Genomic DNA, 15982 nt, shown 5'->3' on the forward strand with positions numbered 1-15982 from the left:
TAAAAACTCAAAAATCCCACATTCCTCACCGGAACACAACGATTTTCTCCTAAAGGAACTGCAGTGCGGTTCCGGTGGAGTCACGGCAGAAAAACGTCATTTAGCCGGGTCGTCGAAAGACTGGGAGGCTGTTCGCGCATGAAGCCGCCGGATGCGTCACTGACCTGCAGCATCGGCTGGGCGCCGTTGCGTATGCGGCAGGGCTGCGTCGAGAAGTGCGTGCCCGGGAAATGCTGCAACGGCGGGAAACGGGCCGCCAGTGCCGTACGCGGGGCCATGCCTCAATGGAATACCATGCCGTACACGCACAGATAACCGGCGCCGAACGCGGCAAACAGGACCAGGTGCTTGATGATGAGCATCCGGCGGCGGACCTTCTCCGCATCGGGTCCGTACCAGTTCTCCACATAGGTGAAGGTCCGGCCGGCGCCCGTGGCCATGATCACCACCATGGCAACGACGCTGGCCCAGAAGAAGATATGCTCCAGCCGGTTGAGAATCGCAACGATCTCCGCGGCCTGCCCGCCGTGCATCCGGTGGATCAGGACAATGGCGGCAATGGCGGCAAGCCAGATGCCGGCCGCGAAGTCATGGACAAAGCCGTTGAGAATCACTGCTGCATTTTTCACGTTCATGCAAGGCCTCTCTCTGAAGGCAGGGTCGCCGGATCTCTACTTGAAATACTCCGAATGGATCGACGAACCGATGAGCGGCGTAAAGAGGAGCGAAATCACCGAGAGAACGAAGCAGATCAGGTAGAGGTAGGCCGCCCGCTCACCGTTCCAGCCGAAGAAACGGCGCAGGTGGAGGTAAATACCGAAGGAAATCCATGTCATGAGGGACCAGGTCTCCACCGGATCCCAGCCCCAGAAACGCCCCCACGACTGGTATGCCCAGATGCTTCCGGCCACCATGGCGATACCCCAGAAGGTGAAGCTGAAGCCGGCAAAACGAAATGACAGGATATCGAGGATCTCCAGTTCGGGGAGCCGCTGGAGCCAGGAGATCCCGGTCCGCTTCCGGAGGAGGTAGAAGAGGGAGAACGCCAGGGCCACCAGCAGGGTGAAGAGCGATATCTTGTAGAAGATCACGTGCAGGACGAGCCAGACGCTCCTCAGCGTGGGGGGGAGCATCTTGGCCTGGGGCTCGATGAACAGGCCCACGGCGATCATGAGGAAGGTGACCGGGAAAACCAGGATGCTCGCCGCCTTGATGCGGGGGAAAAAGCGTGAGGATGCCATGAACAGGGCCAGCACGGCCCAGGCGTGGGAGGAAAGGACCTCGAACCGGCCGATGTAGGGGCCGTGGCCGACGATCTTCCACCACCAGAGGATGCCGATCCCGTGCACCAGGAGCCCCCCGAGCACCAGGGCCTCGCTGACGGCAACGGCGCGCTCCTTGCGGAACATGAGGCCCGATACGTTGAAGATGGTGGCGATGACGTAGACAACCACCGCTACCCAGTGAATTATGGTGATGTGCGCAAAGGATGAATCCATGAGTACTCCTTACCCCTGTGTGAACGTGTGGCCGCGCCGTACGCGGCTCATCCCCGATGCCCCCCGCCCGGTACCCGGTCCCCGCCGGCTGCCTCGTCCGCCGGCAGGCACTCGCGGCAGATGCGCTCGAACTCCTCCCGGTAGAGCTCCGCGAACCGGGGGGCACGCCAGGCGAGCCGGCATCCCTCCCCCTCCTTCACGGCCAGGAGCTCGCGGGGCGGTGACAGGTAACTCATCCCCCCGCCGAGGGCAATGACCAGAAAGGCGAAGAATATTCCTTCCATGCCCGTGGTATCGATAAAAATGATACCGCCCCACCACTCCGACTTTACGAGAGTGACGGGATGGCCGCCAAGGGTCCCGGACGCGCCGGCGGTGAGGGAGAGTTCCTCCACCACCTTCCCCGCCTTCACCAGTTGCAGCAGGAGCAGGGGGTGGTCACCCACGGGCGCCCGCCGGTCACTGTCGGGATAGTATTTGGCCCTGATCGTCGACGAGGTCCAGGGGACCGTAAAGTCCTTGAACGGGGCGTCGTCGCCGGTGAAGCGGCTGTCGACCATGAAGATATCGCCCTGCCAGGCCCCGTTCGCATCCTGAAATCCCACGTAGAAGGCCCTGCCGAACGACTTGCCCTGGAAGACCCTGATCCCGCTGTGCCGGATCGTCTTGTTGACATGCATGGAGTAGGGGCTGTGCCGGCCGTCAGGGCCGATGAACGTGAAATCGGTCGTGAGCTGCTTGAGATTGCCGTTGGGCCAGAACTCGGGGACCACACGGTCGAGACGCACCGCCTCGGGAAGCGCGAATGTCCCCGCCAGCAGCCCCATATCCTGCCGTGTCCACGGATCCCCCGCACCATGGACCTCCCCTTCCAGGAGATCGACCGACCCCCGCTTTTCATAGAGGAGGATGACAAGCGATGCAGCCACTGCCGCGACAATGCCCAGATGGAGCAGGACATTGCCCCAGTAGCCCCAGGGATTCTTTACGAGGCGGATCGAATCGCCATCGGAGCGGACCCGGAGATAGCCCAGCCTGCCGGCAGCGGCGGCAACCGTTTCCGGAGCGCAGGCAAAGACCAGGCTTTTGCCGCCGCCCCCCCCTTCCCGGGTCAGCCGGAGCGCGCGCGTGAACTGCTCCCAGGTGGAGAAGAGCAGCGAAACCATGAACAGCGCCAGGAGGACCGCAAACCAGGGCGACGTGTACACGTGGTCCAGTGCCAGCGTGCGCGAAAGGGTTGCGAGAAAGGGGTGGTCAAGCGCCCACCGGTCCATGCCCGCCGGAGAGAGCAGGAACCGCTGGGGGAAGAGATAGCCGACAACCACCGCTCCCAGCACCAGGATGATCAGGGTCAGAACCGTTGAGCGGGCAAGAAAGAAACGTTTGATCATATCCTCAACCTGCATCGGGCGGCACGGGCCGCCAACGGACCACGCACGGAAGAATCCGGCGCGGAGGCACAGTACCCTCCGCCAGGAGCTCCTACCCCGCGCCCTCCCGCTTCGCCTTCTCCAGCAGGGCCGCGACCGATGCCCCCTCCTGACCGGCATCGATGATCATGTCGGCCACCAGGGCGGCACAGGTGCACATGGCCTCGCCGGTACCGAGCATCCTGTCGGAGATCCGTTCCCCGGACCCGTCAGCGGCCCGCATTCGTTCGAGTAATCTTATCATGGAGCTTACCCACCTTTTTGAGACTTCGTTTCAACAGGAACTCGATAATGGGGGTCATGAAGCGGGGACCGTGGGCCTGCTTGATGGCCTCGGTTTCCAGCTCCCAGGAGGTTTTCTTCCAGCGGCCGATGATCTCGAAGCCGCCGGGGGTCATGAATCCCACGTTGTCGGTCTGGACGGCCACCACCATCCCCCGGTTGACCAAGTCGTAGTGGCGCAGCAGCCCCGGATCGCCGTCGGGCACCGGTTCGAGCGTCTCCACGTCCACCACCCGGGTCCGGGTCCAGGGTGGAACGACCTTGGCCCTGGCAAGGGGACGTCCGGCCAGGTGATCCTTCAGGACATTATCGAAAAAGTTGGTGCTCACCTCGCCCATGCCGAGGACGTTCACGCAGTGGTGCTCGTCCACCTGGAGGATCTCCGCTGACTTGAGATAGAACTCCTCCCGGGAGCACTCCCCGAACTGGGCCAGATAGCCGCCGCCGTCGCAGAGGCGGCTGCCCGGGGGAAGCCGGAACCGGACCCCGTCCCGCTCACAGGCCTTCATGAAATAGACGAAACCGGCGGTCGACCCGATGATGACGATCGGCTCACCGGTTCGTTCCGCCTCCATGAGCGCGGACAGGAGGAAGGTCAGGTCCAGGCCCCGGCGGTCGATAAGGTAGCGGCTGTCGGGGGAGCCGAACATCCGCCGCACCACATCCAGCCCCACCGCCATCCCCATGCCCGGCGCGATGTCGGGAGAGGGAACCATGAGGAACATGCGCATCCGGTCCACGTCGGGGAACACGTACTCCCTGGTGAGGAGGCCGTTGGCCGCATTGATGAGGGTCACCCCCGCCGGGTCCCGCAGTATCTTCCCCTTGTTCAGGGGGTCGGTGGTGCCGCTGGTGAAGTAGCGCTGCTCCGCCCGCTCCGCCGGAAACGAGGTCATGACGAACTTCTTGAAGGCCATGGACGGGACCGCCGGGATATCCTCCCACCGCTCCACCTTTCCGGGCAACCTCCCCTTGTCGAGACAGAAGCGGCGGTAGGGCTCCACCGTATTGAACTGGAGCTCGAAGCAGCGCAGCGCCAGGTCGTTGAATCCGTCCTCGTCACGGTTTTCCAGCCCCTTTTCCACGTAGGAGAGGATGTCCCGGTCCAGTTCCCGGACAAAGTCGGATTCGAGCGAGTAGTCTTTCAACAAATGATCTCCTTCCGCGGCACGCCAGGCAAGCCGACCTGCGTCAGCAAGGGCGGAGCGCGCATCATAAATCGTTAGTCAAAATTTCCCAACACCTTTATCTTCCATCGCAGCGCTGCCGGCAGGCCAACGGCCGGGACAGGCAGCTCCGCCGCCGGTACGGTCACGTGATTTCGCGTACAGGCCGGCGAATAGCCTCAGGTGATCGAACGTGCCAAAAATCGACCCGAATAACCGGATTACAGCCGATGCGAACCACAAAGTCACCGCTGTTTCACCGCAAATGAGGCCCATTATGCAAAAGCACCAATTAAAAGCAAAGAATATACCAGACCCAATGCAGAGCCTTGCCCGCACTCCGTCCCCGGCCCCGAGCCCGCGGCAGGCCGCCCGCATTCGCTGCGGCGGCCGCGGCACCTTCAACCTGCCCACGATTGGTACATTTCTGGCAAAGATGTGCGAATCCGGACGAATCGTTCTCCGGCAAGGCGAAAAAGGGGCCCGTGCCGCCCCGGAGCTCCGCGGCAACGCGGGCAAACCCACTCTGGCGCGGGTACAGACTGACATCACCGGAGGAAAGCATGCTGAATCGCACCACAAGAAAGATCGCCCTGGCTACCGGCCTGTCCCTGGTTCTTGCCCTTCCGTCGCTGTCACGGGCAGATTTTGCCGCCGGGCAGCAGGCATTCCGGAACGGCGACTATGAGACGGCGTTGCGGGAGTACAGGGAGGACGGGGGCGCCCAGGCCTGTTACCGGATCGGAACCCTCTACGACAACGGGTTCGGGGTCCCCGAAAACAAGCAGGAGGCCCTGAAGTGGTACCACAAGGCGGCAGATCTCGGCCTGGACCAAGCACAGCACCGGATCGGAGAAATGTACGACAACGGGCGCGGCGTCGAAGAGAACCCGGTAACCGCCCTGAACTGGTATCTGAAGGCTGCCGAGCAGGGAATGGCGATCGCCCAGTTCAAGGTGGGCGACATGTATTACACCGGAAAGGGGGTCAAACAGGACGTGGCGCTGGGGGTCAAATGGCTGCAGCAGGCGGCCAAGATGGGAAACATCAGGGCCCAGTACGAAATAGCGACCATGTACGAGACGGGCAGGGAGCTGAAGAAGGACATCTCCGAGGCGGCGAAGTGGTATCTCCGGGCAGCGGAGCAGGGGCACAGCAGGGCCCAGTACACCATTGCGCTCCTTTTCCTCAAGGGCGAAGGCGTCAGGCAGGATCGGGCGGAAGCCGTGAAATGGCTGCGCAAGGCCGCGGAAGGCGGGCACACCAAAGCCCAAATGGACTTGGCGGGCCTGAGCCAGTAAATGGGACTGAACGGGGTTCTGCCGGCGGCTACGGGCCGCTGAAGGAGCAGGTGCCGGCTTCAATGCAGCCGTCACCCAGGCTGTCGCCGACCCGGACGCAGCCGGCCACCCCCCAGGGCCTGATCTTCAACAGATAGCCATACCCGTGGTCACGGCAGAACGCGGACTGCCGTGCCGCCGCATACAGAGGCACCGACCCGCTGTCCGCGCAGGAAAACCAGTTCCTGTTCCTGTCGCTGACAATGTACATGTCGGCACTGGGGCAGTAGTAGGTGATATCGTCCTGGTTAAAGAGCTGGTCCTCGATGGTCCCGACGGGGGTGCACACCCCGGGCCAGAGGTCATTGGCGGTCCCCTCGGGGCAGCAGCGCCCGTTTTTCTGCAACACCAGCCCATCCCCGCAGAGCGGGTTGCCCTTGCCGTCATCGGTGGCATCCCGGGCAGATGGCGGCACGACCGGTTTGACGAAATTCACCACTCCCGCTCCGGCGGCAGAGGCGCGCATCTCAGGCCCCCACAGGCCGACAGCCAGCAGACAAACCAGTGTGAACGGAATCCTCATCTCCAGCACCTCCCTCGGCGTCTCCGTTTCCGTCAGCGGGAGCACGCTGTCAGTAACTGCCGGCCGCCTCCAGCAGCTTCGCGATTCCGTCCATCCCCCTGGCCCGGGCCACGTCCAGGGCCGACTTTCCGTCAGCGGTCCGGACAGAGACATCCGCCTTGCGCTCCAGCAACGCCCTGACGATTTCCTCGTTACCCTCGGCAACGGCAATCAGCAGGGCGGTGACGCCGTGCCTGTTCCGGACAGCAACGTCCGCCCCGGCATCGATCAGGAACCGTGCGATATCAGTCCGGTTTTGAGCCAGGGCAAACATGAGCGCGGTATCCCCGTCCCTGTGCACCGCATTGATGTCGGCCTTTGCTCCCACCAGGAATTTCACCACCGCCAGGTGGCCGTTCATGGCGGCCGCCATCAGCGGCGTGACATCCTCGACATTGCTGTTGTTGAGGTAGGCCCCACGCCCTGCCAGGTACCTGACGATCTCCGGATGTCCGTTGTGGGCCGCGATCCAGAGCGCATTGACGGCCATGCTGTTCAGATAGTTCACCCAGGCACCATTGGCAACCAGCAGCTTCACCGTATCCAGGCTCCCCGCCATGGTCGCCACCATCAGGGGAGAGACCCCGTCAATGGTGCCGCCCTCGGTTCTGTCGACGCTTTCGGTGTAGTTCACATCCGCCCGGGCCCGGATCAGCTTCCGCACCCCGGCCGCGTTTCCCTCCATGGCCGCGTCAAAGAGCTCGCCGTTGACGGAGCGTTTCGACGTGCTGCTGACGATCTCGTCCCCCTTGAAGACGATTTCATAGAAACCGTCGCGGGTTAAGCCCCGTTCGCGGCAGTTGCGGTAGTCGCCGCGATAGGTGGTGGTCGCGCCCCGCCTGACGATCGAAACCCTTCTGGTCCCGCCGTCGCCGCAACGCACGGTCTTGCCGCTGTTTCTGCGTACCGCGTCGTGCCCCCCCAGATCGACGATCATGTCCGTCATGAGCTTCGTGGTCGCTTCCTGCTCGCATTCATAGGCACGGACATCCGCGGGGAGGGCCAGCGCCACCGCGGCACCGGCGGCCGCCAGCACTAGTCTCGTTATCATTCCCTTCTCCTGAATCGCGCCGCGTGGGGCCGCAGCCGCAGCGTCCTCTCCCGGCCGGCGCCCCCATGCTGCTGCAAACAAAGAGAGGTGGGGCACCCTGCAGCCTCACCTCTCCGTGCTCGGGCCGACTGTCGACTAACAGGGATGCACGTTGGCGGAGCCGACGATCCGCGGTTTGACATAGCTGCGCTTTTTCATCTGATCACGTCCTTTCCGCACCCGCAGGTGCACTATCCGGTGTGTAGCGTTCCTACCACGGTGACTTCGTATTCCACAACTGCCCGTCCTGCGAGTAGGTCGAGCCGCCGGCGGTGGCGCTCTGGTGGCAGAGGGTCTGGCTGTTTGTGGTTATGTTGGTAGATTGAGTGGCATTTCCGAAGAACCACTTGCCCGCAGTGCCCAAGGGCTGGTCTCCCGTACCGCCGCCCCCCTGCGGGAAGCGACCCACACCTGCCCCCCTGGATCCGCTCTGGGATGCGGGGCCGGTCATGCTGCCGCCGGAGGCCGCCCGGCCGCGGTGCTTCACGTCGAGGCAGTTGGTCACCAGCAGGCGCGGCAGCCTGGCGTTGTGCGGCGTGTGGCACTTGGAGCAGGTAAAGGCGTGGACCTTGTTGTTGGCATTGCCCCCGCTGGCGGTCGCCCATCCCTTGACCGTGTTGTGGACCCGCCGCATGGTCTTCCAGTTCGAGGTGGCCGGCGCTGCCGTGTTGTTGAGGTCGGCCTTGGCGTGGCAGCCGATGCAGAGGCCGGCGAATTCCGCCTCGGTCCTCGGCTGCAGCGTGGTGGGCGTGCCCGGGAAGGTCCACTGGCTGCGTGTCGCTGCTGCGGCAATCCCCATGCTGTTCTGGTCGATCCGGTAGCCCGGCGTGCTGCCGACGTTCATGGCACTTCTCTTTTTGCCGCCGCCGCGGGCTTCGGTTTTGCTGGCCGGCGCCGCATCCTGCTTGTACGGCGAGGTGACCCAGGTCCCCTTGAGGAGGGGTACGGCATAGGCCTGGTTGGCTCCCAGGGACGGGCTCACGCCGTGGGGGTCATGGCACGGCGTGCAGAGGCCGTTGATGGGCTTGGCGGCGGTGGTGGTCAGGCTGGAGGATGCGCCGAAGTGCCCGCCCTTGTTGTCGGGGTTCAATGCCTTGTAGGCATAGGTCTGGGTGTTGGCGAAGGTGCCGCTGCCGAAGTACGGCGTATCGTGGTAGCCGTAGATGGCCTGGGTGGAGCCGAAGGTCCCGCCGCTGGCCGTCGGACCGTACCCCCAGGGAGCGGTTGCGCCGGCGCTGGCGGTATTGTGGCAGTCGAAGCAGAGGGCCGCACCCGGGTTGTAGGCGTTCTTGTTGGGCTCGACGGCATCGCCCCCCGCATACGGCGTGTAGTCGGCGGTGTAGCCGCCGATACCATTGCTGGTTGCCTTGAGGATACCGCCCATGTTGCGGCCGGTGGCGCTGGAGTAGCTGCTCATGATGCCGGTGGCGCTGGTGCCGTGGGAGTTGTGGCAGTCATAGCAGAGCACGTTGACCGTGCCGCTGGTATTGGCATAGACCTCGCCGGTGGTGCTGTTCCCGACGGTCCAGCCCCGCTGGTTCAGGTCTGCGCGGCCGTGGGCCGAATAGGCCTTGGTGAGGCTCTTGGCCACCGTGTTGTTGCCGGTGACCTTGGCCCACGTGGTGGTAGTGGCAACGCTGTACCGCTCGGCAATGCTCTTGCCGTCCCATGCGTACCGCGTCGGCGTCATGCCGTCGCCGAAGGGCTGGCTGGCCGCGTTGGTGGCATTGTGGCAGCCGAGGCAGTTGCTGTTGAGCTTGGCAAGCTCCGTCCGGGTGCCGTTGGAGGTATAGGCGGTGCCGGTGCTCCCTTCGGTGTAGGCTACCGGTCTTGAGGTAGTGGTCCGGATGACCAGGTTGACCGGCTGGCCGGCCGTTCTGGTGTGATAGGTCGTATTGGCGGTGCCGTTTGCGTTGGCCTCCCAGTGGCACTGGTAGCAGACCGTGTTGCTGATCTGCACGCCCTGCACGTGGTGCGACTCGCCGCCGAACTGCGGGATCACCGCGGCGCGGGTGTTCACCTCGCCACTGTGGCAGCCGATGCAGGTGGGCTTGTGGGTGCCGCCGTCATAGGTGCCGGTGCTCGGGACGCCCCAGGTGGGTCCGGCCACCGCCGTGGTGTCGTGGCAGAGGATGCTGAAGCACTTCTTGGCACCGCTGTCGTAAGTGGCCGTCACGCCCACCACCGTAGAGTTGAAGACCACGTCGATGTCGCCGTTCACGTGCTTGGGATTGCCGGAACCGGAACCCAGGTGGCAGATGAAGCAGTCGATGCCGTAGCCGCCGTTGGCGGAGCTGGCGGAATGCTTCTGGTGGCTGTCGGTGAAGGCCGAGGTCTGGTTCTTGTGGCAGCTGCCGCAGTTCATGGGCGCGCCGCCCCAGACCGGCAGCGGGCTGGCGTAGTTGCCCCTGCCGTCGCTGTGGCAGTAGACGGCGCAAGTGCCGAAGGCGGTGCTCGGCGCCAGGCCGTTGGTCGCGCCGCTGGCACCGGCAGTGCCGTTGCCGGCGGCCGGGGTGTACTGCGGGTTGGCGACCTTCTGGTTCAGGCGTTGGGCCGTGCTGTAGAACGCCCACTCCACCTTGCCGTCCACGTGGTAGTTGTTCTCCTTGACGCCGTGGCAGTTGGAGCAGCCGAGACGCGGCTTGCCAAAGGCGGTGCTCACGTGGGCGTCATGGGACCCGGTGGCATGGTAGGTGTCGGCGGTCACGCCGTGGCAGGTGCCGCACGCGGCCTGGGACGAACCGCCTTCCCAGTTGGGCCTGGTGTTGCTCCCACCCTGCAGCGCCGCCCGGGTGGACGTTCCGCCGCCGTGGCAGTAGAGGTTCGCGCAGGTGTTGAGGGTATCCGCGTTGGTCGTCCGGCGGACCACCGTTCCCGCATTGGTGGATTTGTAGACGATTCTCGGCGAGTAGTTGTCGGACAGGGTCGAATAGCCGTAGAACGTGCCGCTGGTGACCCTGCCGCCATAGGCGTTGAAGCCCATCTCCATGTCGTAGCTCGGCATCTCCTGCGAGTACTGGTAGTGGCAGACGTTGCAATCCTTGCCGATGCTCGGATTGAGGGCGTGGGCCTGGTGCGCGCCCACCATGCCGGGGGTAAGGGCTCCCACGGCCGGGATGGTCATGCCGGCCTCGTCGACGGGCGGCCGGCCGTGACAGGTATTGCAACTGTCCACAACGCCGTTGACGTGCAGTTTCGGGTCCTTGAAGGCGTATCCCGTGTTGTCCACGTGCTTGTGGCAGAGGATGCACTGGTTGGCGACGAACGGCCTGTTGTTGTTGTCGTCCCAGTGGGTGTAGCCGGGCAGCGGCGCTGCCGGCGGGAAAGCATGGCACTTGACGCAGTCGTTGGTGCCCACGCCGGTGAGATAGGGAGAATTCCAAACGGCGGGCGCCGGCGAGCCGAGGGAAGCGCCGTCTGTGACGGCAGAGCCGTAGGGGCCAGCCCCCACGTTGGAGGCCATGCCGCCGCCGTGGCACCAGACGTTGCTGCACTCCCTGCTCGCATAGTTGTAGGACGGCTGGTGCTCTGCGCTGGAATAGCCGTTCTGCACGCCGCTGCCGGCAATGGCGCCGAAGATGACCTCGGCCGGCAGGGCCGAATCGATGTGGCCAGGGGTGTAGGGGCCCGTGGGCTTCAGGTGGCAGCCGGAGCAGTCGATCCTGGCCGAATACCTGAAGGGCATGGAGGTGATGTGCTGGAAGTGCGCTCCCACGTAGGGATCGGTCTTTGACGTGGTGCTGCCGGGTCCGGAGGTGCTGTAGAACCCTGCGGCGGACGGGCTGGTGGTGTGGCACTTCTCGCAGAGCGGAACGGCGTGGTTCGGCGGCTCCCAGGCGAGGGTCCGGCGGGCGCCGTGGCAGTTGCCGTTGTAGCAGGTGCCGTAGGGGGCGGAACCGGGCGTCTTGGCGGAACTGTAGGAATAGTGGGTATTCTCCCCAAGGCCCGTGAACATGAAGTTGATCTTGCTGTTGCCATGGTTGAGAGAGTTGGTGCTCCCGCCGTTGGCGTGACAGATGCGGCAGTCGAAGCCGGTCACCTCTTCTCCGGCGTGCTGGGGATGGCCGCCGGTGGTGTTGGGATCGGCCTGGTGGCAACTGTTGCAGTTGGTGGAGCCGCCCCAAACCGGCGTTGCAAAGCTGGTGGGACCGCCGGTGCCGTTGTTGGACTGGACGTCACTGTGGCAGTACAGGTTGGAGCAGGTGCCGTAGCTGCCCGGGGCGGTGGGGGCCTTGGCGCCGGTGGAGCCTGCCGCGACTCCGGCGTACCTGGCAGTAGTGCTGTTGGCGGCGAGGTCCCATTCCACGTTGCCGTTGATGTGGGACGCGCTGGTGGAATAGTTGCGGAAGCCGTGGCACTTGACGCAGGCGATGCCGTTGCCGTAGCCGGGCTCGTTGCCGGCATGCTTGGCATGGCTCCCCGACGGCGGCGGGACATCTGCCGTGGCGGCATGGCACGAGCCGCACCCCACCTGGGTGATGCCGGTCCAGGCCGGTTCGGTGTTGTAGCCGCCGTTGCCCTCCCAGCCGTGGCAATAGACGCTGCAGGTCATGATGGTATTGGGGGCCTGCTGGATGGTGGTGCCCGCGGCGCCGGACCAGGAATAGTCGTTGCCCGGCGCGAGGGTGCGTATCGTGCCCGTGGTGACGCTCCCCACAAAGCCGGGGAAGGTTCCGTTAGCGACGCTGAAACCCAGGTTCAACTGCATGTCGGGGGTCGCCGTGACCAGGTGGTTGGCGTTGCTGTGACAGGCCGTACATGTCACCTGCCGCGCGTTGTGCTTCCCATGGGAGCCGGCATTGCTGGCAAAGGGATACAGGACCTCGGTCGGCGGCACCACCAGCATCTCGTAGCTGGTGGGCGGATTGCCGTGGCAGTCGTCGCAGGATTGGCCGGTGGCTTTCGTCTTGAAGCCGATGCTGTGGGGGTGGCACTTCAGGCAGTCGCCGTTGTTGTTATGATCCTTCCAGGCAACCTTGGCGGCGCTGTACTGGTGGAACCGGGCCCGGTGATGGCAGACCTCGCACACGTTGGTGGATGCGGTGCCGCTCCTCCTGTCATTGCCGAACACGCCCGCGACATTCGCATTGATGGCCGTGGAGATCGTGTCGAAGAGGACCGGACGGGGTCCGGTAGGCGTGGTTATCACATTCCTGACCTGCTTGATGTTGGTCGCGTCGGGAGAATGACACGTACTGCAGGTAAAGTTGACACCCCACTTGCCGTACTTCTGGGTACCGAGCTGCAGGCTGCTGTGCATCATGGTGCCATACTTGTTGACCACGACCTCGATGGGATCGGGGCACACGGTTTCCCCGCCGCTGCTCTTGACCACCTTCACGTGGAAGGTCTTGACCGCCCCCTCGATGGCTCCCGGCTTGGCCGTGATGTCCAGGTGCGTGTATTTCGAGCCGTTGTTGGTCGGAATGGCAAAGTCGTTGGCCTCGAAGGTGGCAACGGTGAAGTTGCTGTCGTCGATGTTCGTGCCATGGGTGACGAGGCTGAAGGTGGTGGGTCCGCAGACCCCGGTATCCTTGTTCTTGATGCCGATGGTCAGCTTGACGGTGGTGCCCGCCTTGACATAGGACGCCGTGGGGTTGACGGTCAGCTCCGGCAGCTCGTTGCACCGGTTCTTGATGGCCGCCGTTGCGCTGGCGATGACGCCGGCGTTGATATTATTGACCGAGTCGATGGCACAGAGGCGATAACCGTAGTTGACCCCCTCGTCCAGCCCCTTGTCGGCAACGGAGGTGGCGGGTCCCTGGTAGGCAAGGAAGGTCTTGACGTTATCCACCGTGCAGGTACGCGGGGCCGGCGCGTTGCCCAGGCCGCGCACCAGCTTGTAGGTGACCGGCTGGCCGCCGGCATCGGTGGTGCCGAGCCAGTTCAGGTTGACTTCGGCCCGATCGGTGTCGTTGTGGTAGGTACCGGTGACGGCCGTGAGGGACGACTCGTTGGGAGGCTCTTCGTCCATCAGAATGGTGGCGCTGCCGGCATCATTCACCAGCAGGGCGTTCGTCGTCCTGGAATGGGTCACCGACGTTACCCGGCCCTTGACCGTGAAGGTGATCCCCTGGTTCCCCTTGGGGGTGATGGCCACGTAGTAGTCGGTGGGGACCTGGGTGGCGGCCAGGCCGCTGGTGGGGACCTGCCAGTTGTCGGCCATGGTGGGGGCGGTCAGGTGCCCCAGGGACGTGCCCGCGGCCGTGACGATATCCACCCGTCCCACGTAGTCGGAGATGACCTTGCCGGCCGGCAGCCCGCTGGTGGTCGACAGGGTGACCGTGACGTTGCGGATCGTGTCGTTGACGCCGCCGTTGGTCCTGAGCCCGAAGGCATCCACTTTGGTGGGCCCGGCGTTCCAGGGAATGATCGCGTTGGGGGGCTCGGCGACGATGAAATCGCTCAGGGTGGTCGTGGGCAGAATGGTCAGCGTGGCCGACGTACTGTCGTTGTCCACCCCGATCCCCCCGGTGGAGGCGACCGTCAGGTCGTCGACAACGGCGGTGAGGATCACGTTGGTGTTGGGGGCATCGCCGATGGTCACCACCACCAGGTAGCGCCTGACCGCGGTGCTGATCGCCAGGTTGAGCCCGGAGATGGTGGCGGTGTTGCCGGAAATCGTGGTGGTGGAGCCGAGCAGGGTGTCGCTGCCGTCAAGGGTGCCGATGGTGCCGGCATCGGCGTACAGCTTCACCTCTTTGATATTGGTGCCGGTGAACGTGGCGTTCCCCTTGATGGTGACGGCCGTGACCGTCTTGGCCTTGGCCGCAGTCAGGGTGAAGCTGTCGATGACCTTATTGACGTCCGAGGCATAGACAGTGGCATTGGGAATGGCCGAGCCGTTGCCCACGTCCACGTTTTCGTTCTCGGCCGCAGTCTCCTGCACCATAAGCTGGGCATTGACCGAGCTGCCGAGACCGATGCGCATGCCGGCGGTGACGCCGATCTGGATGCCGAGCCGGGCGCCGGCCGGCACATTGCTGAAATCCTGTCCGGCCAGGGAGGTGGTGATGGTCTGGCTGATCGAGCTGCCGGTGGTGTAGCGGGAGGTTATGGGGGCGTTGACCCTGACCCCGTCGCTGGTCACGTAGAAGAGCTGCAGCGTCACCGTGCCGCCGCCGAAGGGGGTATAGACCCGGTAGACAAAGGATCCGCCCTTGATGGTTTTCATGACCGAATGATATCCGGCCCCGGCGAAGTAGAGCCTGATGAAATCGGGCTGGGCGGTGGTGGCGGAGTATCCCCGCCCGGCAACGCTGGCGCAGGTGTGGCTCGGGTAATTGAGCAGGCCCACGAGGGGGAAGCCTGACCCGGTGGTGTTGCTGGTGATGCAGGCGGTGTCGGTGGCGGAGGGGCCGCCCGTTTCGGAAATCCCCGCCAGGGTCGTGCCCTCGTCCCAGTCCGCGGCATAGATCTTCGTGACCGCGGTGCCGCCGTACTGGATGGTGGGGGTTGAGGAGGAGGTGCTCGTAACGTTCACCACGCCGCCGGCCGCGCCGGTGACCGCGAAGTAGGAGCTGTTGGCCACCCGGGCTCCCACGGTGGTGCCGTAGGTGGAGTTCCGGGCGATACTATAGACGATGAAGTAGCGCTGCGGCGTCGTGGTAATGGTCTGCGGGGTTGCCAGCTCATAGGCCTGGCCGGTGAGCTGGGTAAAGGTGTAGGGCCCGCCGACCTGGGTGTCGGTCTTCTGGAACAACCCGTCGCCGTTGGCATCCTTGAAGATGGAGAAGGTGACGTCGCCCGGCTCGTCCTCGTTCACGTAGACGCTCGTGTTGGTGCCGATCTTGTCGAGTTTGCCGCCGCTCCAGGTGGCTCCGCCGCTCACGTTGGAGTACAGGTCCATCTTGAGCATGGGGATAGCGCCGTCCCCCTGGGTCACCGACGCGAGCTGGCCGCTGTAGTAGTCGGACAGGTTGTTGACCGTCACCGAGTTGGCCACATAGGGAGCCTCGGTCACGGTGAAATAGGAGTAGTTGGTGCTGTTGCCCCAGTAGAAGCGCGCCGACGACGAGGTGCTCGCCATCCGGCAGGTGACGACCACCTTGAGCCGGTAGCCGGCCTCGACATCCTTCGGCTGGGGGTTGGTAAACGTCAGTTCCAGCGGCGTCTGGACCGCCGGGTGGGCCTCTTTCTCGTCCGAGGTCCAGAGCAGCACGCCGTTATTGGCGGTCCCCTTCGGATTGTAGGCGTACACGTACGCCTTCCAGTACATGTTGTTGGTGGTGCCGTTGCGATCCCGCATCCCGATGGTGACCGACGGGGCGGTGAGGGTCTGCTTGGCGGCATAGACCGGCCCGTAGGCCCTGATCATGTTCTGCTCGGCGGTGCTGACGGAGGCGGTAACGTACCGGGAAGTGGTATAGACACCCGGTTTCATGGAAATTTTGCCGTCGCGGCTGGTCCTGGTCGTGGTGTAGCCGTCGGCGCCCAGGTTTACGGCTGCAGAATCAAGGGTGAAGTAATAGGTATTGGTGGCCGTATCGCCGATCAGGGGCCGGAACATGGCTTGGTACAGGAAACAGGCCAGCACCAGCATTACGGTAATGCCGATTTTAGTCCGTATCCCCATTCCCCTGATTTTCCTGACGAGCGCTGTTTCCATAAAAT

At 64.1% G+C, this 15982-nt stretch carries 9 protein-coding genes; 1 reads left to right on the top strand and 8 read right to left on the bottom strand.

The features are described from left to right. Nucleotides 1-281: 281 nt before the first annotated feature. From AABA48_RS11790 to AABA48_RS11810, 5 genes are all read right to left on the bottom strand, one after another. Nucleotides 282-635 carry a hypothetical protein gene (locus tag AABA48_RS11790; protein ID WP_010943518.1) on the bottom strand — a complete coding sequence of 118 codons (354 nt, stop codon included), beginning with the start codon at nt 633-635 and terminating at the stop codon, nt 282-284. Between the two features lie 36 nt (nt 636-671). Next, nucleotides 672-1499, bottom strand: coding sequence for a cytochrome c biogenesis protein (locus AABA48_RS11795; protein ID WP_286350614.1), 828 nt, complete (start codon nt 1497-1499; stop codon nt 672-674). A 47-nt stretch (nt 1500-1546) separates the two neighbouring features. After that, on the bottom strand, nt 1547-2890 hold the full coding sequence (locus AABA48_RS11800) for a cytochrome c biogenesis protein ResB (RefSeq protein WP_286350615.1): 1344 nt from the start codon (nt 2888-2890) through the stop codon (nt 1547-1549). Between the two features lie 91 nt (nt 2891-2981). After that, nucleotides 2982-3173, bottom strand: a complete 192-nt coding sequence (locus AABA48_RS11805; protein WP_010943521.1) for a hypothetical protein — start codon at nt 3171-3173, stop codon at nt 2982-2984. Beyond that, a complete protein-coding gene (locus AABA48_RS11810; RefSeq protein WP_286350616.1) occupies nt 3139-4359 on the bottom strand; it encodes a LuxE/PaaK family acyltransferase in 1221 nt (406 codons plus the stop codon). Before AABA48_RS11810 ends, AABA48_RS11805 begins: the two co-directional genes overlap by 35 nt. A gap of 581 nt (nt 4360-4940) precedes the next feature. Between AABA48_RS11810 and AABA48_RS11815 the strand changes: the two genes are divergently transcribed. After that, nucleotides 4941-5678, top strand: a complete 738-nt coding sequence (locus tag AABA48_RS11815) for a tetratricopeptide repeat protein (protein ID WP_254278154.1) — start codon at nt 4941-4943, stop codon at nt 5676-5678. A 28-nt stretch (nt 5679-5706) separates the two neighbouring features. Here the strand turns inward: AABA48_RS11815 and AABA48_RS11820 are convergent, their stop codons facing one another. From AABA48_RS11820 to AABA48_RS11830, 3 genes are all read right to left on the bottom strand, one after another. Then, entirely contained in the window at nt 5707-6240 is a 534-nt protein-coding gene (locus tag AABA48_RS11820) for a hypothetical protein (protein ID WP_286350617.1), read from the bottom strand. Nucleotides 6241-6289: 49 nt separating this feature from the next. Next, complete coding sequence (locus tag AABA48_RS11825; RefSeq protein ID WP_214302712.1) at nt 6290-7330, bottom strand: ankyrin repeat domain-containing protein; 1041 nt, start codon at nt 7328-7330, stop codon at nt 6290-6292. 250 nt (nt 7331-7580) lie between these two features. Then, the gene (locus AABA48_RS11830) at nt 7581-15977 is read right to left on the bottom strand and encodes a CxxxxCH/CxxCH domain c-type cytochrome (protein ID WP_286350618.1); all 8397 of its coding nucleotides are present in this window, start codon (nt 15975-15977) and stop codon (nt 7581-7583) included. Nucleotides 15978-15982 lie beyond the last annotated feature (5 nt).

Source organism: Geobacter sp. 60473 (genome assembly GCF_036323535.1).
Classification (GTDB): Bacteria; Desulfobacterota; Desulfuromonadia; order Geobacterales; family Geobacteraceae; genus Geobacter; species Geobacter sulfurreducens.